Source organism: Enterobacter sp. Acro-832 (genome assembly GCF_011752745.1).
GTDB lineage: Bacteria > Pseudomonadota > Gammaproteobacteria > Enterobacterales > Enterobacteriaceae > Enterobacter > Enterobacter quasiroggenkampii.
Genome location: NZ_VWWX01000009.1, coordinates 68,065 through 89,744, shown reverse-complemented (window position 1 = coordinate 89,744; position 21,680 = coordinate 68,065). Strand labels below are relative to the sequence as shown.

Annotated in this window: 23 protein-coding genes and 1 pseudogene; 11 read left to right on the top strand and 13 right to left on the bottom strand. The window is 50.3% G+C overall.

The genetic code is table 11. The features are described 5' to 3' along the window. Positions 1–48: 48 nt before the first annotated feature. Positions 49–615, top strand: coding sequence for a hypothetical protein (locus F3J31_RS21605; protein ID WP_167215389.1), 567 nt, complete (start codon positions 49–51; stop codon positions 613–615). 827 nt (positions 616–1,442) lie between these two features. Then, positions 1,443–2,672: a multidrug effflux MFS transporter gene (locus tag F3J31_RS21600; RefSeq protein ID WP_167215386.1), complete on the top strand. Its 1,230-nt coding sequence runs from the start codon at positions 1,443–1,445 to the stop codon at positions 2,670–2,672. 331 nt (positions 2,673–3,003) lie between these two features. Here F3J31_RS21600 and F3J31_RS21595 read toward each other — a convergent pair whose 3' ends face one another. The 4 genes from F3J31_RS21595 to F3J31_RS21580 form a co-directional block, all read right to left on the bottom strand. Then, entirely contained in the window at positions 3,004–3,477 is a 474-nt protein-coding gene (locus tag F3J31_RS21595; protein WP_167215383.1) for a hypothetical protein, read from the bottom strand. Continuing rightward, entirely contained in the window at positions 3,465–3,932 is a 468-nt protein-coding gene (locus F3J31_RS21590; RefSeq protein WP_167215380.1) for a DUF6152 family protein, read from the bottom strand. Before F3J31_RS21590 ends, F3J31_RS21595 begins: the two co-directional genes overlap by 13 nt. A 69-nt stretch (positions 3,933–4,001) precedes the next feature. Continuing rightward, positions 4,002–4,880 carry a type 1 glutamine amidotransferase domain-containing protein gene (locus F3J31_RS21585; protein ID WP_167215377.1) on the bottom strand — a complete coding sequence of 293 codons (879 nt, stop codon included), beginning with the start codon at positions 4,878–4,880 and terminating at the stop codon, positions 4,002–4,004. A gap of 117 nt (positions 4,881–4,997) precedes the next feature. After that, complete coding sequence (locus tag F3J31_RS21580; RefSeq protein ID WP_167215374.1) at positions 4,998–5,771, bottom strand: glucose 1-dehydrogenase; 774 nt, start codon at positions 5,769–5,771, stop codon at positions 4,998–5,000. A 131-nt stretch (positions 5,772–5,902) separates the two neighbouring features. Here F3J31_RS21580 and F3J31_RS21575 point away from each other — a divergent pair, with 131 nt between their 5' ends. Further along, complete coding sequence (locus F3J31_RS21575; RefSeq protein ID WP_167215371.1) at positions 5,903–6,784, top strand: LysR family transcriptional regulator; 882 nt, start codon at positions 5,903–5,905, stop codon at positions 6,782–6,784. A 285-nt stretch (positions 6,785–7,069) separates the two neighbouring features. On the opposite strand, the gene F3J31_RS21570 is transcribed toward F3J31_RS21575, so the two are convergent. Beyond that, positions 7,070–8,056, bottom strand: coding sequence for an aldo/keto reductase (locus tag F3J31_RS21570; protein ID WP_167215368.1), 987 nt, complete (start codon positions 8,054–8,056; stop codon positions 7,070–7,072). 130 nt (positions 8,057–8,186) lie between these two features. Between F3J31_RS21570 and F3J31_RS21565 the strand changes: the two genes are divergently transcribed. Further along, entirely contained in the window at positions 8,187–8,519 is a 333-nt protein-coding gene (locus tag F3J31_RS21565) for a helix-turn-helix domain-containing protein (RefSeq protein ID WP_167215365.1), read from the top strand. Between the two features lie 14 nt (positions 8,520–8,533). Here the strand turns inward: F3J31_RS21565 and F3J31_RS21560 are convergent, their stop codons facing one another. After that, positions 8,534–9,472, bottom strand: a complete 939-nt coding sequence (locus F3J31_RS21560) for a LysR family transcriptional regulator (protein ID WP_167215362.1) — start codon at positions 9,470–9,472, stop codon at positions 8,534–8,536. Between the two features lie 154 nt (positions 9,473–9,626). On the opposite strand from F3J31_RS21560, the gene F3J31_RS21555 reads away from it, so the two are divergent. Both F3J31_RS21555 and F3J31_RS21550 read left to right on the top strand, forming a co-directional pair. After that, on the top strand, positions 9,627–10,397 hold the full coding sequence (locus F3J31_RS21555) for an SDR family oxidoreductase (protein ID WP_167215359.1): 771 nt from the start codon (positions 9,627–9,629) through the stop codon (positions 10,395–10,397). A gap of 39 nt (positions 10,398–10,436) precedes the next feature. Then, a complete protein-coding gene (locus tag F3J31_RS21550) occupies positions 10,437–11,294 on the top strand; it encodes a type 1 glutamine amidotransferase domain-containing protein (RefSeq protein WP_167215355.1) in 858 nt (285 codons plus the stop codon). Positions 11,295–11,368: 74 nt separating this feature from the next. Here F3J31_RS21550 and F3J31_RS21545 read toward each other — a convergent pair whose 3' ends face one another. Together F3J31_RS21545 and F3J31_RS21540 are read right to left on the bottom strand one after the other, a co-directional pair. Further along, positions 11,369–12,358: a zinc-dependent alcohol dehydrogenase family protein gene (locus F3J31_RS21545; protein ID WP_167215352.1), complete on the bottom strand. Its 990-nt coding sequence runs from the start codon at positions 12,356–12,358 to the stop codon at positions 11,369–11,371. Positions 12,359–12,403: 45 nt separating this feature from the next. Further along, positions 12,404–13,399 carry a zinc-dependent alcohol dehydrogenase family protein gene (locus tag F3J31_RS21540; RefSeq protein ID WP_167215349.1) on the bottom strand — a complete coding sequence of 332 codons (996 nt, stop codon included), beginning with the start codon at positions 13,397–13,399 and terminating at the stop codon, positions 12,404–12,406. Positions 13,400–13,510: 111 nt separating this feature from the next. Here F3J31_RS21540 and F3J31_RS21535 point away from each other — a divergent pair, with 111 nt between their 5' ends. Next, positions 13,511–14,419, top strand: coding sequence for a LysR family transcriptional regulator (locus tag F3J31_RS21535; protein ID WP_167215346.1), 909 nt, complete (start codon positions 13,511–13,513; stop codon positions 14,417–14,419). Positions 14,420–14,500: 81 nt separating this feature from the next. Here the strand turns inward: F3J31_RS21535 and F3J31_RS21530 are convergent, their stop codons facing one another. Further along, the gene (locus tag F3J31_RS21530; RefSeq protein WP_167215343.1) at positions 14,501–15,595 is read right to left on the bottom strand and encodes an NADH:flavin oxidoreductase; all 1,095 of its coding nucleotides are present in this window, start codon (positions 15,593–15,595) and stop codon (positions 14,501–14,503) included. Between the two features lie 105 nt (positions 15,596–15,700). On the opposite strand from F3J31_RS21530, the gene F3J31_RS21525 reads away from it, so the two are divergent. The 4 genes from F3J31_RS21525 to F3J31_RS21510 all read left to right on the top strand — a co-directional run bounded on the left by F3J31_RS21525 (position 15,701) and on the right by F3J31_RS21510 (position 18,396). Next, entirely contained in the window at positions 15,701–16,576 is an 876-nt protein-coding gene (locus tag F3J31_RS21525) for a LysR family transcriptional regulator (protein WP_167215340.1), read from the top strand. Positions 16,577–16,977: 401 nt separating this feature from the next. Further along, positions 16,978–17,208, top strand: coding sequence for a type II toxin-antitoxin system VapB family antitoxin (gene vapB / locus F3J31_RS21520; protein ID WP_021312767.1), 231 nt, complete (start codon positions 16,978–16,980; stop codon positions 17,206–17,208). Continuing rightward, positions 17,205–17,621 (top strand): type II toxin-antitoxin system VapC family toxin, encoded by a 417-nt coding sequence (locus tag F3J31_RS21515; protein WP_167215337.1) that lies wholly within the window; start codon positions 17,205–17,207, stop codon positions 17,619–17,621. The genes vapB and F3J31_RS21515 overlap by 4 nt, the downstream gene beginning before the upstream one ends. A gap of 31 nt (positions 17,622–17,652) precedes the next feature. Beyond that, positions 17,653–18,396, top strand: coding sequence for a hypothetical protein (locus tag F3J31_RS21510; protein ID WP_167215334.1), 744 nt, complete (start codon positions 17,653–17,655; stop codon positions 18,394–18,396). A 163-nt stretch (positions 18,397–18,559) separates the two neighbouring features. Here the strand turns inward: F3J31_RS21510 and F3J31_RS21505 are convergent. The 4 genes and pseudogenes from F3J31_RS21505 to F3J31_RS21490 all read right to left on the bottom strand — a co-directional run. Continuing rightward, positions 18,560–19,476, bottom strand: a pseudogene (locus F3J31_RS21505) (IS3 family transposase); the annotation flags it as partial. 214 nt (positions 19,477–19,690) lie between these two features. Then, on the bottom strand, positions 19,691–20,581 hold the full coding sequence (locus F3J31_RS21500; RefSeq protein WP_167215331.1) for a hypothetical protein: 891 nt from the start codon (positions 20,579–20,581) through the stop codon (positions 19,691–19,693). A gap of 87 nt (positions 20,582–20,668) precedes the next feature. Next, positions 20,669–21,184 carry a fimbrial protein gene (locus tag F3J31_RS21495; protein WP_240152785.1) on the bottom strand — a complete coding sequence of 172 codons (516 nt, stop codon included), beginning with the start codon at positions 21,182–21,184 and terminating at the stop codon, positions 20,669–20,671. Between the two features lie 19 nt (positions 21,185–21,203). Further along, a complete protein-coding gene (locus F3J31_RS21490) occupies positions 21,204–21,680 on the bottom strand; it encodes a fimbrial protein (RefSeq protein ID WP_167215328.1) in 477 nt (158 codons plus the stop codon).

The window sequence follows — 21,680 nt, the reverse complement described above, 5'->3', positions numbered from 1 at the left end:
AGAGGAGCAACCCTGAACAACGTGGGTCAGACTCCGGGGGGACCGTAAATGACAGGCTTTACAGAATACTTTGCCCCCCTGATGTTTACCATGACTAATCTGGTCGTGCCAATGCTGGTCGGAATTACTGGCATTGCAGTTTTATGCATGGCTATTCTGCATAAGTCGGCGCAACCGTCGAGCCCTGAGCATAAGCCCCTGATTGTGGCATTTTGTTTTCTTGGCGTCATATTAGGGGGGATAGCCGGTGGCAGTTCGACTCCGCTTTCAGAGACTCTGGTCACAGGCGTTCTGGGCGTTATCACCGCTCTTCTGACGTATCTTCTTGGTAAGCATGCAACCAGCAGCTGGCGCATCTTCATACCTTACGCAATGGTCGCCCTGCTTATATCGGCGTTTGTGGGCCTTATTGTCGGAGCGAACTACAAAGCCATTAATATGGCCATCCGGGAACACAACGACCGTAATCAACAGCGGTGGGATAAATTCTATGAAGCAGTCATGATCCCTATGTGTCTGAAGGAAAATGAATTGCTGTTCGAGGGTAAGAAACCGTCTTCAGAATACCCTTCTCAGTGCCGGGAAATAAACAGAGCTTTTCAGCAAAAAAAATGATGCAGAGCCGGGCCGCCAAAAGAAAGGGGTAAACAGGCTGCCCGCGGCCTCCTCTGCACATCGTTGTTAATGCCCGGCAACCTTACATTTACTCAGTACCTTGAAATTTTACGCCCCCAGTATAAACCCGTATCAGCCGCTATCTGACCCTATAAGTGGAAGAACCAGCAGAAAGGATCCGCCTTTGAAGGTTTTCGGATCAGTGGAGGAGAGAAGAAGGATTATTGCCAAATACACATAAAAGATTGCACATTATTGCGGTGGGTTAATTATTGCATTAAAGGCAACAAAATATGATTTTATGCATTAAAATATCAAAATTGGTCAGTCCCGTGTTTGGGACTGAACCACTGGCATCGCCGGGAAATGGCTTCAGGCAACTGCATCGTCTCGAATGCTTTTTCCACAGGTACATCATTTCATCACCTTTTCTGACTATATCTGCCCCGGCCCGTACTGTTCCGGGTGATAAGTCACGGAACTGAAGACAATAATGATATAACAGGGTTTGCCTGGAATTTGATGGCAGGTCTCCAGGCTGACGCGCATCATATGCTGAGCGTCAGCGTTTATCCTGCGCCCCTGTCATATAAAGGAACGCGGGTACACATTTAAGTGAATAAAATAATATTTGACAACCCGAACAATAAAATCCTGCAAATACAGCGCATCAATGTTTAACACAGCCCTTCTGCAGTATTGAGCAAGGCTCAGCAGTGCATTTAGCGACCTTCATCAATTTAGTCTGTTCAGCATGATATAATCTGCCCGTGAAAAGCAACGTGAATAAAACTGGAAGACCAGTCTTTATACTTTAAAGGTGAAAAATGGCCGGTATTTATATCAGAACACCATCCAGAAGTGAGTTTATAGGGATTATTGCAGCATTAATGGCGTTAAACTCATTAGCCATTGATATTATGTTACCGGCCCTTCCGTATATGGGGGAGGCATTTGGTATTCAGGGGGAGAACAGCCAGCAATATGTCATAAGTGCTTATATGTTCGGTTATGGTTTTGGTGAGATTATCTTTGGCCCCGTTTCTGACAGATTTGGCCGCCGAAATCCCCTTCTTGCTGGCGTTATCATTTACATTTTAGCTTCAGCCATGGCTGTTATGTCGCCTTCTTTTGCAACATTATTAGCCCTGCGTTTAGTCCAGGGAATAGGCGCAGCAAGCACACGAGTCGTCGCCACTTCGGTTGTGCGGGATCGTTTCTCAGGGCACTCAATGGCTGAAGTTATGTCGCTTGTTATTATGCTCTTCATGGCTATTCCTGTACTCGCTCCTGGAGCAGGACAGCTTCTGCTTCTTGCTGGTCCCTGGGAGAGTATCTTCATTGCCATGAGCTTAGCGGGTATTTTTACTGGAATATGGGTGTACTTCAGATTACCTGAATCATTATCACTTAAAAATCGACGTTCGTTGACGATAACCTCTGTTTTTGAAGGTTTCCGTGTTGTTGTGAAGAACAGAATGGCCTTCGCTTACGGACTCGCCGGAATGTTTATGTTTGCGTCCTTGTTTGGATTTCTTAACTCTGCACAACAGATATATGTCGGAATTTTTCATTTAGGTCCATTCTTCCCGGTTGCCTTCGCGACAGTTGCCGGATTAATGGGGGTATCATCATTTTATAATTCAAAAATGGTCAGACTCATTGGAATGCGACGGTTGTCACATGGTGCTGTACTGGCGTTAATTCTTTCTAGCGGAATACTGCTGTTGTTCTCAATTCACGGGCCAGTGACGTTCTGGGTATTTTTCCCGTTACTGGCTATAATTATGTCCTGTTTTTCATGGGCAGTATCGAATATGAACTCTCTTTCAATGGAGCCGCTGGGAGAGGTGGCCGGAACGGCTTCATCAGCATTCGGATTTATACAAACCGTCGGTGGGGTAGTGATAGGAGGATACATAGGCCAGTTGTTTAATCAAACAATAATACCTGTTGTTGCAGGGTACTTATTAATGGGGATAATGGCTCTTTTCTGTATACTCTATGCTGAAAATGGAAAAATTTTTACAGATGATACCCTGTCAGTGACTGAATAGTGCCGTAGCTGTTTAAGCAGCTGATGAAAGTAACGTATTCCTTACTCTGTGAATGCAGCTGCCTGTTACGTTTTTTTTTACTCTTTAACGGGGTGGGCAGGGATTAATTCTGGTTCCTGGTTCACCGACGGTTCAGCCTGACAGGGGCGAATGTGCTGGATTAAACCTGTCACTGCCTTGCCGAATGTCCACAATATGTCGAACCGGAAAGCCGTGAGACAGGATTTGCGAAATATTTGAACCATGAGTCAGATGAAAACGGTCTTTAATAATGATTATGATCAGATTAAGACAAGACAATCGGTTAACACGGCCTGTCACACTTCTGCAGTTATCTCTGACCTGAATAAGGGATCAGTGCCGATTTAATCAATATTGCTGTCCAGAGAATAAGCGATAAGCCAGCTGATAAGCGAAGTGAAGAAAGTGTATTGACTCTCCGGAACTGATATTCAAAGAACAATGCATTCAGCCCTGCGGTGAGAATCAGCAGGAGTTTTACACGCAGGGCATGATTTTCCCAGAGAGCCTGAGGCTGAGCGGAGAACAGCAGGAGGCCGCCTGTGACCGACATCATAAAACCTGACCATACAAGACCCATGGTCAGTTCTCTCGTGACGGCAACAGTAACGTGACCTTTACGGCCCAGTATACGTAAATCAAAGAGTGCCAGGCTGCCAAACAGCACACCTGCACCTCCAACATGTATGGCGCGCACATAAGGATACAGGAAATCCCGAATCAGACTGGCCAGGAATGAGTCGCCAAGCCAGTTCAGAAACATCTCCATCGTCACTTCGCGCATCCCTCCACTTCAGTCTGTACGCGACCGCTGCGTGCCACCTCCCGGCCATCAGTAAGACGGATCCACTGTACACGAAGCTGGTGAGGCTGTTCGCAGTTTCTGAAGACAATCACGCTCACCTTATCCCCTGATTTAATTTCATTTTCCAGACTGTTAAATCGTGAAACGGGAGGAAATTCAAGCCGGACGGTTGTGCCACTGTACTGAGGATCGCTGACGGGATCGGAAGAGAGGAACGGTGCACTTGTGGGCCTGCTACCAGGGGTCTCATACGGTGGCACGACCAGATTAACTATGGCGTGAGGATACTGAAACACGACGGTCTGGATAGTACCCTGAAGCCAGAGTGGGCGTGTGTTATCGTACTTGCCAGAAAATCCATGATGTGCGGATACGTTCGCCGTCATGCCGAAGACAGTCATGCAGATTAAACTCATTTTGCCGAAAGTTTTCATGGGCACTCCATAATAGTCATAACAGGCCTGCGGTTAATGCCACCGGCCTGTCAGTTGCCGTGATACGATTTATCGCGCTGCTTTCTGGGCATTCAGTTTTTTGACCATGGCATCAGCAATCATGTGGGCTGAGTCAGGGTTCTGGCCGGTGATCAGTTCCCGGTCCTCAACAATAAATGCGGTACCGGGAGCCCTTACCTGTACCAGCCCTCCCGCAGCCGTCAGGGCATCTTCCATATAAAACTGAATGTTACCCCCAAGGAATTTCTCGACTGATTTTTCTTCTGCTGTCGAGTAGACGGTCATTTTATATCCTTTATAAATCCAGTCCTGAGCATCAGTTGCCGCCGCCCTGGTATCACCGGAAACCATTGCCGCACGAAATGCGGAAGGATTATCTGTGGATGAGGTCAGTGCAATCGGTCCGTGACAGAGTAAGCCGGTTGCTTTCCCGGCGGCATGAAACTGGCGAAGTGCTGTTCCAAGGTCCTTATCCTGCATGAGATCCACCATTGGCGCATGACCGCCTGGCAGGTATATTCCGTCAAAATCCTTAAGTCCGCCCTGAACCACTGTATGAAGCGTCTGTGGCTTCTGCATTCCCGGATAGGTGGTGACGAAGCGCATTGCATCAGCCAGTTTAGCTTCACTGCCTTCGAAATGTTCGGTCGTTATAGAATTTACATCGAGTGCAGGAGTATTGCCGTCTGGCGTGGCAATCACTACGTCATATCCTGCCTTCAGAAAGGCTTGGGCTGGAATGACAAGCTCTCCCAGGAAATATCCTGTAGGGTGGGTACGTCCATCCTTGAAGGTCAGCGTATTCGTACTGGATGCAACGAGCAGCACTTTACCCTTGTGCTCAGGAGCGGAGCCAGTGTTGGCTAAAGCTGCCGTGGAGGCCAGACTGAGCGCCAGCACAGCATTTCTTAAAATTCGCATTGTCATAACAGTTTCCTTACGCCGGTAAGGCGCTTTACAGATATCTCAGAGTAATCCCCCGACTGACTGGCGCTGAACAAAGAGCCTTAGGCTGTCAGGAGGCTGGTAGATTTGCCTTCAGGCTCAGGCAACGGAATAACCACCATCAACAAGCAGTCCATGACCTGATACAAAAGATGCGTCGTCAGAGGCAAGAAACGCGACAACTGAGGCCACTTCAGACGCAAGGCCAGCACGGCCAGGTACAGTTGAAGAGGCAAAGGTATTTTTGGCCTCATCATCAGGCCAGATGCGATCCTGGAAAGGGGTATCGATAATGCCAGGATTAACCGCATTGACGCGAATACCCTGCTTATACAGCTCAATGGAAGCTGTTTTGGTTAATCCCAGCACGGCATGTTTGCTTGCGATATAGAGGCCAGCATTCGCAAATCCGATGACTCCTCCCATGGACGCGTTATTGATAATCGTCCCGCCTCCCTGCGCCAGCATCGCTCTGGCTTCATATTTCATTGACAGAAACACACCCCGCACATTGGCGTTGAAAATTTCATCATAAATCGCGGAAGTCTGTTCAATGAACGGGGTGAACTTTCCTTCTGTCCCTGCATTGTTGAAGGCAATATCAAGACGGCCATACGTCTGAAGCACGGTTTCAATGAGAGAGATAATCTCCTGTTCAACATTGATGTCGGCCACAGCCACCGTTGCTTCAAAGCCCTCAGCTTTAATCTCGTTCACCAGTGCTGTAAGTTCGGCAATTCTGCGCGCGCTGACCACAACCCGCGCACCTCTCCGGGCAAGTTCAATGGCAGCTGAACGGCCAATTCCTGAGCTTGCTCCGGTCACCAGGGCAACTTTACCGGCCAGATTCTGAAAAATTTTTGTTTGTTCCATTATTTCCCCCGGGGACAGTAGACGGAATGAGTGCCATTAATGAATGAACTCACAGGCTCTGAAACTATGGCGCAACAAATTCGTATGATAAAGTGGATAATATTTAAAACATAAGTGAGCAATATTCATTAATGAACAACGCGGAATTTTCAGAGCTGGCGGTTTTTGCTTCGGTTGCGAAGCATCGAAGTTTCTCTCGTGCGGCAACTGAACGAGGGACATCGGGTTCCGCGGTAAGTCATTCAATTCGCAGTCTGGAACAGCGGGTGGGTGTGCAGCTTTTTAACCGGACAACCCGCAGTGTCTCACTCACGGATGCCGGAGCAGCACTGTACGCCAGACTGGAACCGGCAATGGCGGATGTACGCGCAGCGCTTGATGAACTGAACTTATATCGCACCTCCCCTGTGGGAACCGTCAGGATCACTATTCCGAATTCAATGGCACCCTTTGTAATGGAATACGTGGTTGATCTTCTTAAACGAAACTCTGGCCTTAAGATTGAGGTGGTCGCAACAGACGCACTGGTTGATATTGTTCAGGAGGGATACGATGCCGGTATACGGTTTGGCGAACGCTTATCACCGGATATGATTGCTGTACGTATTAAGCCCACGTTCCGGTTTATTGTAGTGGGGGCCCCAGATTATTTTGAGCAATTCGGTAAACCCGCGACCCCGGATGACCTTCAGAAACACAATTGTATCCGGTATGCTTTTCCGAGTGGTGCCCTTTTCAGCTGGGAGTTCCAGCGTCACGGAAAAACAATTTCCGTTGATATTGACGGGGCACTGACGGTTGACAGCCAGGAAGCAATGGCTCAATCAGCCGCTTATGGACTCGGACTTGCCTACATCTGGGAAGCCAGGGCTGCGTCCTATCTCAAAAACGGAAGCCTGACCCGCTGTCTTGAAGAGTGGTATCCTCCGGCTGAGAGCGCTTACCTCTATTTCCGAAGACGTGAACACCAGTCTGCTGGTCTGCGGGCACTGATTGACGCGATGAAAGCATGAGAAGATCATAAAAAATCAGCAACCCACCTTCACCATTATCAGTATCGCCCGTGATGTGTAATTGAGACGCTAAAACACCAGTCACTGCGGGTAAGTCCAGCCGGAAGGTTACGCTGAATAAATAAATCACTTGTTGAACCAGGACCGCGAGCCCGACGTCTCAGCCCGGTTCTGCAATAGCAACACTGATCATCATATCCAGAGAAAAAGCGGGCCTGGAAGAGCGGTTTTTCGGAGGGGGGGCGAATGGGCGATCCCTGACTCCATCCGCTCCAAATGAAGATGTCAGTTATGGCCTGCTATGGCATGCGGAATATATTCCTTTTCCAGCGCCGTGATTTCTTCCTCGGTCAGCTGGATCTGCAGGGCAGCAATGGCATCATCCATCTGCTCGATCCTTGAGGCACCGATAATAGGTGCTGAGACTCCGGGCTTATTCAGCACCCATGCCAGCGCTATTTGCGCCATCGGCAGGCTCCGGTTGCGTGCTATCTTCTCAACCACATGGATCACCCGGTTATCAGCCTCTTCAGTCGCAGCAAACAGCTGACGTGAGGTCACATCTGTGTCATTACGCACTGAACTTTCTCCTACAGGTCGTGCTAATTTCCCCCGGGCAAGCGGACTCCAGGGGATCAGGCCCACCCCCTGGTCGGCACACATTGGGATCATCTCCCTCTCTTCCTCACGATAGAGCAGATTGAGATGGTTCTGCATGGACACGAAAGGGGTCCAGCTGTTTTGGCGCGCCACTTCCTGCGCTTTGGCGAACTGCCAGGCGTACATGGATGAAGCACCGATATACCGTACTTTTCCCGATTTCACCACATCATGCAGGGCTTCCATCGTTTCTTCTATCGGTGTGTTGTAGTCCCAGCGGTGGATCTGATACAGGTCAACATAATCGGTCTGCAGACGGGCCAGGCTGTTATCAATTTCCATCAGGATGGACTTTCTTGACAGGCCCTGACCATTGGGCATCCATGTGCTTCCCACAGCGCCGTAGAGCTTGGTGGCAATCACAACTTCGTCACGCCGGATATATTCTTTGAGTATTTTTCCGATAATAATTTCTGACGTTCCGGCTGAATAGCTGTTGGCGGTATCAAAAAAATTAATGCCTTTTTCAATCGCATGACGAAGCAACGGGCGAGATTGTGCCTCATCAAGCGTCCAGCTGTGCGCACCTGACTGCGGATCGCCATACGTCATGCAACCCAGGCAAAGCCTGGAAATATCAAGCCCCGTTGAGCCCAGTTTTGTATATTCCATCTTGTTTCCTCGTGGTATCTGAACATGCTGATTGTGTCCTGCTGGAACCTGAAGGGGCCAGAAGGTACAATACAGGTCATACCTTAAACTGTGAAAGGTAAATGTCAAGCCATACCTAAGGGGGCACAAGATGTCTGCAAAATTACCAGAACCCACACCAGATCAGCTAAACCTGAACGAGATTTTTTCCGCCCTGTCCGATCCCCTGAGACGGGAAGTTATCAGCAGACTTGCACTTCTCGAGGAAGGAACAGAACGGAGTTGCGCTTCATTTGGTTTTCCGGTAGCAAAAGCTTCCCTGACCCACCATTTCAGGGTACTACGTGAAGCCGGACTGATAAGCCAGTTTGACTACGGCAACCGTCGGGCATCCGTGCTGCGTATACAGGAGCTCAGTGAAAAATTTCCTGAGCTGCTGCCCCTGCTGGTTAACAACTTTCGCCGCCAGGAGAATAAGGGCTGAGGGCGATAATGACGTCATATGCTTATGGCGTTGAGCTCATCCGGAGACATAAAATAGCGCGTGTTGTTGTGGAGTTTTTCAATTGCAAAATCAATAAATAACCTTAACCTTCGGGTCATGTTCCTGTTCTGCTCATAGTAGATATACAAACCGCGTCGGGCGCTGATATACGACGTAAGGAGAGGGATGAGCAGTCCTGAACGAAGGTGTGGTGCCGCATTAATGCTGTCCAGCAGACCAATCCCCAGCCCGGCCAGAACGGCTTCGGTTTCCGTTTCCGTATCATTGGTGCAGAACGTTATTTCCGGATGCCGGTATTCAGTTTGGCTGTGAATACTGAACTCCCAGGGCAATACCCGCCCTGTGGTTGGATTCCGGTACCCCACCAGAGCGTGCCGGCCAAGATCGTCGATCTCCCTGACAGGGGCATGAACGCGTAAATATTCTGTCGTCGCGCAGGGAATATCCTGTATGGGAAAAAGGCGGCGTGTGATCACCTGTGCATCCGGTTGCCCACCGGCCCTGAATCCGACATCAATACGATCTTCAGCCAGATCGGAAAAGCGTTCCTCAAGTATGAGTTCAAAGTTTACGCCTGGATAGATAGCTTTAAACTCTTTTATGACCGGTATCAGCACCTTTCTGGCCACAGCTCTCGCGGCACTTATTCGGATGAGCCCGACTTCATCGTTAGGGGCCTTGCGGGTGGAGTCAATAATTTGCTGCAGTGAATCTCTGACCGGTTTTACTGTCGTGAGAAAACGCTGGCCATCACTGGTCAGGACATTCCGTCGTGTTGTCCGGTGAAAGAGCTGTATTCCGAGGTGTCTCTCCAGCTGGCGAATTGTTTTGCTTACAGACTGGGGGGTCGTGCCCTCCGCGATAGCGACCCCATTAAAGCTCCCCGTTTCTGCCACTCTGATAAAAACGGAAATCGCTTTTAGTTCGTTCATAGTCCATCCGGATATTTCGTTATTCAGGAAAAAGATTCATCACTTTTAGAAACTAATAGTTGTCAATGATTCATCTTTTTAGCAACTACATATCAGTATATCTCCGTTCTATCATCAGTTCTCTATCACCGTGAAAAACTGAAGAGAGGCTGAAATGTCTGACATCAACTCAAATTTGTCCGGCCGCGTGGCGGTCGTCGCCGGTGCATCCAGTGGCATTGGTCGTGAAACGGCGAAATTACTAGCCCGTCAGGGAGCACGTGTCGCCCTTCTGGCGCGCAGGAAAGACAAACTGGATGAGATCGTTCGGGAAATCACCGCAGGCGGTGGCATCGCCCTTGCCATCGAAACAGACATGACTTCCGTGGATGCCGTTACGGCTGCTGCCGGCACCATTCATGATCTCTGGGGACGGGCCGACCTGGTTTTCAACAATGCCGGTGTCATGCTGCCCGGTGCGATTGAAGACCATAACCTGTCCGAGTGGCAGCATCAGATTGATTTGAACGTCAGCGGGGTTATGAATGTTATCAATGCCTTTATTCCGCATCTGTCCGAGGCTGCGGCAGAGAACGCAACCGTGGATTTGATCAACACCTCTTCCATTGCTGGCCAGTATCTCTATCCCTATTTTGCAGTTTACTCAGCAACGAAAGCTTACGTCAGTCATCTGACCCGTCATCTGCGTCTTGAACTGGGGCCGAAAAATATCCGTGTTTCTGTCATTGAGCCGGGGATTGTCGCAACAGAGCTGCAAAGCCATGTGACTTTTCAGGGTGCCAAAGAGTGGCTTGCCGGCGCAGAAAAGCAAATTGATTTTCTTCAGCCGAAAGATGTGGCTGAGGTTGTTGCTTTTCTGGCTTCACAACCGCGTCACGTCAATCTTCAGCAGGTTGTCATCATGCCAACCCGCCAGACTGTGTAATGAACAACGCACTGGTTATCAATATAAACAGAGGCAGAAATGCATAAATCACTCGTTTCATCAATGGTTGCCATCACTCTGATCGGCTTCACCGCTAACGTACAGGCCGCAGGGGCCGGGACAAAAGGAAAAATTCTTGTCGTTGCCTCCTCCACTGACACGCTTATCCTGAAGGATGGAAAAAAAGATCCTACGGGTTACTACCTCGATGAGCTGGCTGTGCCAGCTCAGAAGCTGATAGACGCAGGTTATGATGTCGTGATTGCCACTCCGGACGGGAAAACGCCGGTAATGGACAGGACGTCAGTTCAGGTCTCCCTGTTCGATGATAAGCAGGATCTGGACAAAGCGCTCAGCTGGGTGAAAAGCTGGCCAAGTATGCAACGTCCCCTGACGCTGAAAGCTGCGGCTGAAAAAAATAAGGAGTTTGCAGGTGTGTATGTTCCCGGGGGGCATGCACCCATGAACGACCTGATGCAGGATCCTGATTTGCGCAGAATTCTTCAGGAAAACCATCGGCAGGCAAAACCCACAGCATTCCTGTGCCATGGACCTGTCGCGTCACTGGCCGCCCTGAACACAGCAACCGAGTATCGCCGCGCGCTGGTTTCTGGTCAGGCTGAAGCCATTAAGCAATATGGCAAAGACTGGCAGTATGCCGGATACAATATGACCATTTTTTCAAACGATGAAGAGTATGTGATTGAGAAAGACGTCCTGCACGGTAACGTGCCGTTCTATGTCCAGGATGCACTGCAGGCTGCAGGGGCCAAACTGACCATGGCACCTAAATGGCAGTCGCATGTGGTACGTGATCGGGAACTCATTACGGGTCAGAATCCACAGTCGGATAAGGAACTTGCTAAAGTACTTATTCAGGCTCTGGACGGTAAATAAGACACAATAAAAAGGGCCGGATAGTCCGGCCCGCATGGTATTTTTGCCCCGTACTGCGGGCTAACTATCCACGATCATACCAGCACCACAACCTTACCAGAGCGGTTTTCTGATTCCATATAGCGGTGCGCTTCAGTCATCTCTTCAAACCGAAAAGTTCTGTCAATCATAACGTTCAGTTTACCGGTGATCAGCCCCTCCAGCAGAAAACCGCTCGCTTCATTACGCAGTGTCTGTGAGCGCAGTATTTCTGCAAAAAAATACCCTTCCACCGCCAGGCTTTTACGGATAGCGGTACGCACGGGAAAGAGGGTCTCTTTATCACTCAAAAAACCGTGGATCACGATGCGCCCGAAAGGCTTCATCGCCGCCGCAAGCTCGGCCACGAATGGCCCTCCCACGGCATCAAAAGCGCAGTCCAGACCGTCCGGACCGGTGATTTTTTCCACCTCCTCGCGCAGTCCCGGGCCGTCGGAAACAATGATGTGCTGCACCCCCATCGCCCTGAGGACATCATGCCGGTCTGATTTGCGCGTCACGGCAACAGGGACAGCCCCTGCAAGCAGGGCTATCTCCAGCGCGGCGATGCCCACGCTGCTGACTGCGGCAGTGACAACGATATACTGGCCGCGCTGAAGGCGGCAGGCGTGCATGACGCCTCCCCATGCGGTAAGGTACTGCATCCAGACTGCAGCCGCGGCCTCAAACGAAAGAATGGCAGGTTTATGGACAAGACAGGAAGCGGGTATATTTATTTCATCGGCATAGGTGCCGTATACGCCAGGATTGTCTGGCGGCAGCACGGAAACTTCATCGCCGGCCCGGAAGGACGTGACGCCAGAGCCGGTGTCCGTCACCGTGCCGGAAGCTTCATAACCAAGCCGGGAAGGCAAATCAGCCTTCAGGACATAATTTCCTCGCCGGAACATGACATCAGCACGATTCAGACCGATAGCATGAATGCGGACCCGTACCTCCTGTGGACCGGGGGGCGCCAGCGGCAGTTCTTCCAGCTGTAATACCTCCGGCCCTCCCAGCTGATTAAACCGGTAGACTCTGGCCATCTTTTCTCTCCTGACCGGCAGGTCCTGCCGGTTCTGCTGTTAGGTTCAGATGATATCAATGACGACTTTGATGTCTGCGCCGTTTTCAACGGCATCATGGGCGTCCAGTGCGTTGTGAAGGGTAAACCGGCGAGGATCAAGTACGGGTTTAACCAGGCCCGCCTCAGCCAGACGCGTCAGTTCCTGCAGAACCTCTCCGTGATGACTGCGATTAATACCACTCAGCATAGGCAGCAGGACAAACACACCGGATACCGTCACGCAGCGTAAAGACGAGTCCGCCAGGTTGGTTTCTGAGAATGCGGCACAGCTGGCAATGTGACCGTAGTATCTGACGGCAGAAAGAGAGGACTGAAGCACCGGGCCGCCAACCGTGTCGTAAATGACATCAAAGCCCTGACCACTGGTGTATTTCTCCATTATTTCCTGGGTGGTGGCGCTGCGGTAATCGATGGCTGTTGCCCCAAGGCTCTCTACCAGAGGAATATCTTTAGCTGAACAGGTTGCGTACACCTCAGCGCCCAGCGCTTTCGCTAGCTGGATGGCCATATGCCCGACGCCGCCTGCGCCGCCCTGAACCAGCACTTTGTCTCCGGACTTCACACCGGCATAGTCAACGAGACCTTCCCAGGCCGTCAGGAAAACCAGCGGCAGTGCGGCAGACTCGCGCATATCCAGATTAGACGGCTGATGAGCAATCAAACGAGCATCCACAGCAGCATATTCGGCCAGCGAGCCCTGCAGGCCGCGCACACCGCCGGTCAGCCCATACACCGCATCGCCGGGTTTAAAATTGTGTACGCCGTCACCGACAGACACCACTTCTCCCGCCATATCCGTTCCCAGCACGGCCGGGAGGTCGGGCATGGCATACGGTGCACGACCGCTGCGGATCTTGTAATCAATAGGATTGACCCCGCTGGCATGAATTTTGACCAGGACCTCGCCCGGAGCCGGAGCGGGAATATCCAGCATTACGGGCGTAAAGGCTTTGACATCAAAGTTTTCCAGATACAGTGCGTGCATTTTTGTCTTTGTCATGAAGATTTCCTTTTGTTGGGATAGTTAAAAATTAGCACCTGAACCTGTGAAGAAAAATGACATAATATGGATTTGTTAATTCCGTAAATTGGAAGAATCAGGGAGGCGAGGATGCTGAATCTGACTGAGTTGCTCAGGATATTTTGTATGGTTGCCGAAAGCGGAAGCTTCAAGGAGGCCGCTGTCAGGCTCGGAAAATCACCTCAGGCCGTGACCCGTGCCGTACAGGAACTGGAAAGGCGGAGGGGGGAGATCCTGTTTTACCGGACCACGCGCCAGCGCAGGATAACGCGCCAGGGAGAAATTCTGGCCCAGAAGAGTAAACTACTCCTGCAGGAAATGGATACACTGCTGAATCTTAATCAGGATGCAGACGATGAGAAACTTTCCGGCACAGTCACGCTGACTGCCCCTGTGGTATTCGGACGTAAGCTGCTCTTTCCGTTTATCCGGGATTTTATGCTTGTTTACCCTGAAATTCAGGTATCACTGATGCTCAGCGACCGGCATTCTGACGTCATTGATGAACAGATTGATATCGGAGTGAGGACAGGATTTGTAAGGGATAACCGTTTCGTTGCCCGTAAGATAATGGACATCTCGTTTTACCTGCTCGGATCGCCCTCTCTGATACACCGTACCGGTGTGCCAGCCGATATTGACGATCTGATAAACTTTCCCTCGGTTGCGCTCCATGATGCCGCCAGTAATCGATTCTGGCCATGGATGTTCGAACAGCGCAACTGGTTTCCCCGGTCACCGACGTTTGTTACCAACGATCTGGATATGTACTGTGAAGCCATAAAAAACGGCCTGGGGCTCGGCCAGTTGCCTGATTTTATGGCCAGACCCTATATAACAGCAGGGCTCCTCGTTCCGGTTCTCAGACACATTGAAGCCGCGTCCTGGGGACTTTACCTTTATCGCCCGCAAACCGGCCCGGTTTCCCGCCGCACGCGTGTTCTCTTCGATTTTCTGTCCGACAGATTAAACTCTGTCGGACAGAAAAATAACGCGTAGGGACAAATAACAAACATGTGGTAAGACGGCAGGCAATACCCCCTGGTGGCCCTGATAACAGGTAACGGTAATCAGATGTGATTAACTCAGTTCGCTGTCTTTCACATCTGCCCGGGGAGACAGAATAGCCGGGTCAAACTCACGCAACGCCTTTTGTTCGCGAACCCGCGCCGGCCAGTCGGGATTAGCCAGTGCGCTTTTGCCGATCGCCACAAAATCGGCGCCCAGCGCAATGACCTTTTCCGCTTTCTCCGCCGTATCTACCGAGCCATTGGCAATAATCGTCAGATCAGGCGCGTACCGGCGTGCGAGCTCAACCAGAGTCAGGGGGGAGTCACCGAAAGCCGGTTGCCAGGCCTCATACTCGGTCAGGTGGATGTAGTCCAGGCTGGACGCGGCAAGACGCGAGAATACCGTTTCAGCATCTTTAACGCCTTCTGCCCACTTATGATAAAAGTCATTCACCTTGCCCTGTGATATCCGCACGCCGACAATACAGTCCTGCCCGACTGCTTCACGTACGGCTGAAACCACTGCCAGTATCAGGGACAAACGCGATGTCATGTCCCCTCCCCAGCGATCTGTACGCTGATTGGTATAATCCGTCAGGAACTGATCGAGCAGATAACCATTAGCCCCGTGGATTTCAACCCCATCAAAGCCAGCCTCGCTGACGGCACGTGCTGCGGTGGCAGCAAAGTTGCGGATGATGTCCAGGATTTCTGCGTCTGTGAGCTCCCGTGGGATGGGGTATGATCCTTCACCGTAATAAAATTTAAGCTGTTCTCCCCTGGGTCTGACCGCAGAAGGGGCCACCGTTTCTGACCGGTACATATTTCCCTGAGACAGCGCGCCGGAATGCTGGATCTGCGCGATTGCCAGGCTCCCCAAACGGTGCAGACTTTCTGTGATTTCACGCCAGCCGTGAACCTGTTCCTGATTGATTAAGCCTGACTGGAAGGCGTAGGTCTGTGACCACGCATCGTCAATATAAATACCTTCGGTAATGATGGTGCCAAAACCGCCGCGGGCAAACCGATTGTAATACGCTTTCATCCGCGCCCCGGGAACTCCCGTTTCTGAAGCAGAGATGCGCGTCATTGGTGCCACAACCAGACGATTAGGGGCCACCTTATGGTTAATGTGCCCTGAACGGAAAAGAGTGTGATGTGTCATCGTTAAGGTCTCAATCACAGGATTAAAAATAAAATCATTATAATGAAGCGATATGAGCGCAAAAATAGCCCTTAATGATACGCCTGAATAACGGGAAACGTTAAAATGAACATAAAAGACATCCAGTCCTTTTTGCTGAGTGCTGAAACAGGAAGCCTGACAAAGGCTGCGGCACGTATCAATACCACTCCGATGACAGTGTCACGCAGACTGGCCAGCCTGGAAAACGAACTGGGGCGGCGGCTGTTACACCGCACCACCCGTGCCGTCGCCCTGACGGATGAGGGCGAGGAATTTATGCCCTACGCCCGGGCAATGCTCGAAGCCGAAGAGGACGCGAAACGCCTGTTTGCAAATGATCAGAAACATGCCGCCGGGCAGTTGCGTATCACCGCACCTTCAGGATTTGGACGGCGGACTATTTTACCTGTCGTGCCCGGTTTGCTGGACAGTAACCCGGAGCTGAAAATCGAGCTGGAACTGAATGACAATATTACGGATATCGTCGGTCTGGGGTTTGACGTGGCCATCCGTATCGCCCCACTGCGAGATTCCCGCCTGGTGGCGCATAAGCTGGCAGATAATCAGCGCGTGCTGTGCGCGTCTCCGCATTACCTGGCGCGTTACGGAACCCCACAGAGCCTGGCTGATTTATATTCTCACAGCTGCCTGCGGCTAACAGGGGTTTTACAGTGGGCATTTTTGGCTGAAGAGCAGATCCGCCATATCCGTATCGACGGAAGATTCAGCGCCAGTAATGTTGAAGAAATCAGATCACTCTGTAAGGCCGGGGCGGGGCTTGCGCAGTTAACGGAATGGGATGTCAGGGAAGAGCTTGAGACCGGAGATCTGGTAAAAATCGAACTGGGAGACGTGACTTCCCAGATGCTGGCCGTCTGGGCTGTTTTTCCGACAACACGTCATCTGCCGTCAAGGGTCAACATATTTCTGAATGCGCTTAAACAATATATGTTTCCCTGAAATAGGTATGGTTTGCTGAAAACTCAATTTCAGCCTTTTCAGCGTGCAAAGTATACCGTCAGCCAGCGCAACCCCCCTTTCTATATGACGATTTAAATCTGCAAATATCTCCTTAGCATTTATCAATCAGTAAATGGTAAAGATCCGACTTCACCAGAAATCGGATCCCAGCGGAAAAAGAGGAAACTGTGTATATGTATGACATATCCATATGCCAGGCATCTGCATATGTCTGACATACGCATATCCTCATCATCTGCATATGCAAAGGATATACATATGCAAAGCATCTACCTATACTATACATATGCTCTTAACAAGAGCCGACAGTCACCTTTTACTGGTCTGAATTATTTACAGACCTTGCTCACTTTCGGGCAAAGGCTTCAAGGGAAAAAATTATGAGAACCGTATCTATTTTCAAAAATGGCAATAACCGTGCCATCCGTCTGCCCCGGGATCTGGATTTTGAGGGGGTGAGCGAGCTGGAGATTGTCCGGGAAGGGGACAGCATCATCCTGCGTCCCGTCCGGCCGACCTGGGGCTCGTTCGCGCAGCTCGAAAAAGCTGACCCGGACTTTATGGCGGAGCGCGAGGACGTTGTCAGTGACGAAGGACGATTTAACCTGTGAACAAAATCTATATGCTCGACACCTGTATCTGCTCGTTCATCATGCGCGAGCAGCCGGAAGCGGTGCTGAAGCGCCTGGAGCAGGCGGTGCTGCGCGGCCACCGTATCGTGGTCTCGGCCATCACCTACTCCGAGATGCGCTTCGGTGCCACCGGCCCGAAGGCCTCTCCGCGCCACATTGAGCTGGTTGACGCGTTCTGCGCCCGCCTCGAAGCCATCCTGCCCTGGGATCGCGCCGCGGTGGATGCGACAACGGAGATTAAGGTGGCGCTGCGCCTCGCCGGCACGCCGATCGGCCCGAACGACACGGCGATCGCCGGGCACGCCATCGCCGCCGGCGCTGTTCTGGTGACGAACAATGTGCGGGAATTTGAGCGGGTGCCGGGTCTGGTGCTGGAAGACTGGGTGAAATAATTGCAGCCTTTAATTACGGAATATTTAAAGAATGAGTGAACTGAAAATTGACAACCCGGCTCTGCGATTGCTCGACATCCTTGAACAAGGCAAACGTCATCAGGCCACAGCTTCCTGTCGTGAAGTCTGGAAAACACTACTGCTGGCACAGAATCTGTCTGAGCATCAGTTGCTTTCCCGGCTGGCACGAGTCATGGAACTTCCAGAGCGAATAGAACAGGTGAGAGAAGACCATTTTTCTTCACTCAGGAATAAATCTACCTACTGGAGAGGTCAGGTCGAAAGCGCATTTACCTCACAGTCTTTAAATGGGCGCTGGGATACGTTTCGAAACCACATAGACGAAAGAACCCTATCCGAGCTGAGCCTGCTGTCTGATGTTTTTGAAACACGGGGTACTCACGCAGGCATTGCTGTAGACGAAATCGAATCACTGCTGGTAAGAATTACAGAACTTCGCGGGGAGATACGCAGTGCTGAACTCCCTCTCACGATGAAAACCATGCTCCTCAGGCAACTATTTCAGATTCAGGAAGCACTTGAATCGTACAGTATTTCTGGTATCGAACCCGTTATGGATGCCGTCCAGTCCACACTGGGACTTGCCGTTATTGATCCTGAGTATAAGCAAGAAATCAAAGCAGGTTCAGGAAGCCAGTTTGGTGACAGAATTTCCGCCCTGCTCGGCGATGTCGCCAATGTCGTGACGGTTGCCGGCGCACTTCCCGCTCTTCCTGCTGCAATTCAGTCAGCACTCAGCCTCCTGAGCAAATAAATCCTGCCCCGGACGCCCTGAATTAAGGGCGTTACAAATACGCAATACTTCCGGCTTCGGGAGTTTTCGGATCTGGCGCGAAGAACAGAGGGATTATTGCTTATAAGGTATAAAAATTAACTCATTATTGCCATCTGGCCGGTAACCCGACTGAAAAACGATTGCTCCCCTCTAAGCCGTGTGCTTTTAGGAACGACTGCCACTCATGGCTTGTGTACTGACTGCCCTGGTCCGAGTGAACCAGCACCTGTTTTTGGGGATTACGCCGCCATACAGCCATCAGCAGTGCGTTCAGGGCAATGTCCTTCATCATCCGTGATTGCATTGACCAGCCGATAATTTTGCGTGAGAACAGATCAACAACCACAGCAAGATACAGCCAGCCTTCGTGGGTCCTGACGTAGGTTATGTCCGTTACCCAACGCTTATCCGGAGCATCCGGATTGAACTGTCGCTGGAGCCTGTTGGGCGATACGATACTGGTCTCGCCTTTGCGTGCCCGCGGGCTATGGTACCCGACCTGAGCCTTTATCCCGGCACGCTTCATCAGTCGCCAGACTCTGTTCACTCCGCACTTTTGCCCGCTATCCCGCAAGTCCAGATGGATCTTGCGATAACCATAAACGCAACCGGACTCCAGCCAGAACTGTTTGATCTGTCCCGTCAGTCTCAGATATACCTGATGGCGCTGAGAATTCGGTTGCTTAAACCAGGCGTAAAAGCCACTGGGATGAACATCCTGCACCCTGCAGAGCAGACGAACAGGCCAGCAACGGGAGTTGTCACGAATAAAGGCGTACCTCAGTCGGACAGCTTTGCGAAGTACGCCGCGGCTTTTTTTAATATGTCCCGTTCGTCAGTAACCCGCTTCAACTCCTTCTGGAGTCGGCGGATCTCGGCCTTAGCATCTGACTGTTCTTTATTAGTGGATGAGTCCGGACCGTACTTCTTTATCCAGGCGTAAAGGCTGTGGGTGGTGATATCGAGACGTGTTGCAACGCTGGAAACAGAATGACCGCGATCGATAACCTGTTTGACTGCTTCAATTTTAAACTCTTCGGGATAACGTTTACCGCTCATGGGCACCTCTCTTTAAGTCATTTTAAATGACTCCGAGGTGTCTGTTAAACCCGTGGCGATTCACATGATTTGAATAAATCATATCTTAAGCCTTGTCGTAAAGTAGCCACGAACCAGTTTATCTGCCAGATGACGACGAACATCAGCGCGATAACGGCAGCCAGAAAGGCTCAATTGGCCTTTCTGGCTGCCGTTATCGCTAACCCTACGATTTTCATGGATAGTCTACAAATAAAACACTGCTTCCACTAAAAGCGCCAGTTGTTGAAGGAGAGCCTGTCAGTGTTGATTTTAATCGAACAGTGTTTCTCCCCGCATTCCCAGATAATGTTGATTGCAATGGCCTGTTATCTGCAGTTATGGATGCCTCCATACCGTTACTTAATGGGATACCCCCACTTGTCCCTACAAGCCTGAGGTTATAAGACATGGAAGCAGAGCAATCAATGGTGACATCAACTTCTCGAGATACACCACTTGCGGTTGCACTTTGCATTACGCCATAATCAAAGCTGACTTTTGGTGTTGATAGCGCACACCATCTGTTAGGAGGCCGAACAGCGATACAACCTGCAGTAGGCTCATGATACCCTGGTGGGTTTGTAAAATATAAGCCCATATTTCCACTGGATGGCCTCCCGGAAAGGAGGGTGTTATACATACCAGAAGTAATGCACGGATAATCATAGCTATCTCTACTATCCAGAGTTAACCGATAAGTATAGTTTGACTTACCTTCTGTGATTAACTGTCTCCATGTTCTGTTTCTCTGACTTCCTGAATAGGTCATACCAAACTGAGTCCAGTATATATAGGTACTCGATGACTGTGGTTGCCATATAATAGACATTCCAGCAATACATCCATTGCAATTATCATATATGGCCCTAGTATCAGCATCTGCATCAGAAAGAATTACTGGCAACACTTCCATTTCAATGATAGCCACATTATTGACATCATCTCTGATTATTCCCTTAGGAAACCACCATGTTCCGCTCACAGCAGACAATGCGCTATTAGAGGCAACAACTAAAAGAATAAAAATAAATTTGACTGATATCAATTTTTTGAGATTTATTCTGTTGAGTAACATTACAGACATAATGAATCCTACTTGTTGTTTTATCACTAACACTGTTAATGATGAGGTAATTCCCTTAATGAAATAATTCGTTTGGTTTTCCTGACATTATTCATATGCAACCATCAATGACGCTCTGGCTGTAAACTCTCCTTCCGAAAGTTCAATGTCTGGTTTTTGTACCAGAACAGCTTCAAGCTGCGGCAACGAGTCACCACTAATTCGCAGTACCTTATCTATTGGCAGAGGCTGTCCATCTGCATAAATCTTGACTCCCAGAGCGGCCTGTTGCGCCGTCACTACCGTCGCGTTGTCGGTATCAAAACTTGCCGGCGTGCCGGTATACGCAAGCGTCATCTGCCACGCCAGGTTGTTATCTTCACATTCCAGATCCAGCAATACGGGCTGGCGGTATACTCCACTCGCCACTTTACGGATACCCACTTTATCGCCGAACGATACGTGCACGGTATTTCCGCCATTCAGGTTACAGGGGGGCGGGGTGATAAGCGTGCCCTTCATCTCGAGGTTTTTCGGGTCATCAGCCCGTAGCGGCTGAATACTGTTTAGCACCGCCAGACTGGCAACAGCCATCAACACCGAATAAAAACAACGGCTTTTCATTATATTCATCTCCTTCCGGCTACTGGTAATCCACCACCAGGGAGGCCAGCACAGAAAAGGCTCCTCCACTGAGCGTGGCACTGTCCTGTTTTACCGGAACGGCATAAAGTGCCGGTACATCCGGGTCAGTAAAAGGTATCCACTCCCCCGGTGTGTACCGCACATCATCATGATAAAGGGCAACAGCAAGGCTGCTTACACTTGTTGACAGCGATATGGGGTCAAAACCCGCCGTCTCACCAGTGATGCGGATTTTCTGTTTAGACGACAGTGCTTCGCTGCAGTCCAGGGTAAATCGGATGGGCTGTTTATAATTAGAGCCATCCACCCTGGTGGTCATCACTTCATCCCCAAAATCAACAGTAACCAGCTGATTATTACTGACCACACAGGGCGGAGCTTCAATCACTGTGCCTTTAAAATTAACAGTCGCATCCGCATATAACAGACCAGGCATCAGGCTCATGGCAGTAATTATTCCTGACAGGTATTTCAT

Excerpts from the sequence above, each read along its gene's own strand:
- F3J31_RS21550 (WP_167215355.1), top strand. The coding sequence starts at position 10,437 with ATGCATAAATCACTCGTTTCATCAATGGTTGCCATCACTCTGATCGGC.
- F3J31_RS21490 (WP_167215328.1), bottom strand. The coding sequence starts at position 21,680 with ATGAAATACCTGTCAGGAATAATTACTGCCATGAGCCTGATGCCTGGT.
- F3J31_RS21500 (WP_167215331.1), bottom strand. The coding sequence starts at position 20,581 with ATGTCTGTAATGTTACTCAACAGAATAAATCTCAAAAAATTGATATCA.
- F3J31_RS21580 (WP_167215374.1), bottom strand. The coding sequence starts at position 5,771 with ATGGAACAAACAAAAATTTTTCAGAATCTGGCCGGTAAAGTTGCCCTG.
- F3J31_RS21590 (WP_167215380.1), bottom strand. The coding sequence starts at position 3,932 with ATGAAAACTTTCGGCAAAATGAGTTTAATCTGCATGACTGTCTTCGGC.
- F3J31_RS21555 (WP_167215359.1), top strand. The coding sequence starts at position 9,627 with ATGTCTGACATCAACTCAAATTTGTCCGGCCGCGTGGCGGTCGTCGCC.
- F3J31_RS21540 (WP_167215349.1), bottom strand. The coding sequence starts at position 13,399 with ATGACAAAGACAAAAATGCACGCACTGTATCTGGAAAACTTTGATGTC.
- F3J31_RS21560 (WP_167215362.1), bottom strand. The coding sequence starts at position 9,472 with ATGAACGAACTAAAAGCGATTTCCGTTTTTATCAGAGTGGCAGAAACG.
- F3J31_RS21525 (WP_167215340.1), top strand. The coding sequence starts at position 15,701 with ATGAACATAAAAGACATCCAGTCCTTTTTGCTGAGTGCTGAAACAGGA.
- vapB (WP_021312767.1), top strand. The coding sequence starts at position 16,978 with ATGAGAACCGTATCTATTTTCAAAAATGGCAATAACCGTGCCATCCGT.
- F3J31_RS21575 (WP_167215371.1), top strand. The coding sequence starts at position 5,903 with ATGAACAACGCGGAATTTTCAGAGCTGGCGGTTTTTGCTTCGGTTGCG.
- F3J31_RS21600 (WP_167215386.1), top strand. The coding sequence starts at position 1,443 with ATGGCCGGTATTTATATCAGAACACCATCCAGAAGTGAGTTTATAGGG.
- F3J31_RS21605 (WP_167215389.1), top strand. The coding sequence starts at position 49 with ATGACAGGCTTTACAGAATACTTTGCCCCCCTGATGTTTACCATGACT.
- F3J31_RS21570 (WP_167215368.1), bottom strand. The coding sequence starts at position 8,056 with ATGGAATATACAAAACTGGGCTCAACGGGGCTTGATATTTCCAGGCTT.
- F3J31_RS21535 (WP_167215346.1), top strand. The coding sequence starts at position 13,511 with ATGCTGAATCTGACTGAGTTGCTCAGGATATTTTGTATGGTTGCCGAA.
- F3J31_RS21565 (WP_167215365.1), top strand. The coding sequence starts at position 8,187 with ATGTCTGCAAAATTACCAGAACCCACACCAGATCAGCTAAACCTGAAC.
- F3J31_RS21510 (WP_167215334.1), top strand. The coding sequence starts at position 17,653 with ATGAGTGAACTGAAAATTGACAACCCGGCTCTGCGATTGCTCGACATC.
- F3J31_RS21495 (WP_240152785.1), bottom strand. The coding sequence starts at position 21,184 with ATGAAAAGCCGTTGTTTTTATTCGGTGTTGATGGCTGTTGCCAGTCTG.
- F3J31_RS21530 (WP_167215343.1), bottom strand. The coding sequence starts at position 15,595 with ATGACACATCACACTCTTTTCCGTTCAGGGCACATTAACCATAAGGTG.
- F3J31_RS21595 (WP_167215383.1), bottom strand. The coding sequence starts at position 3,477 with ATGCGCGAAGTGACGATGGAGATGTTTCTGAACTGGCTTGGCGACTCA.
- F3J31_RS21585 (WP_167215377.1), bottom strand. The coding sequence starts at position 4,880 with ATGACAATGCGAATTTTAAGAAATGCTGTGCTGGCGCTCAGTCTGGCC.
- F3J31_RS21545 (WP_167215352.1), bottom strand. The coding sequence starts at position 12,358 with ATGGCCAGAGTCTACCGGTTTAATCAGCTGGGAGGGCCGGAGGTATTA.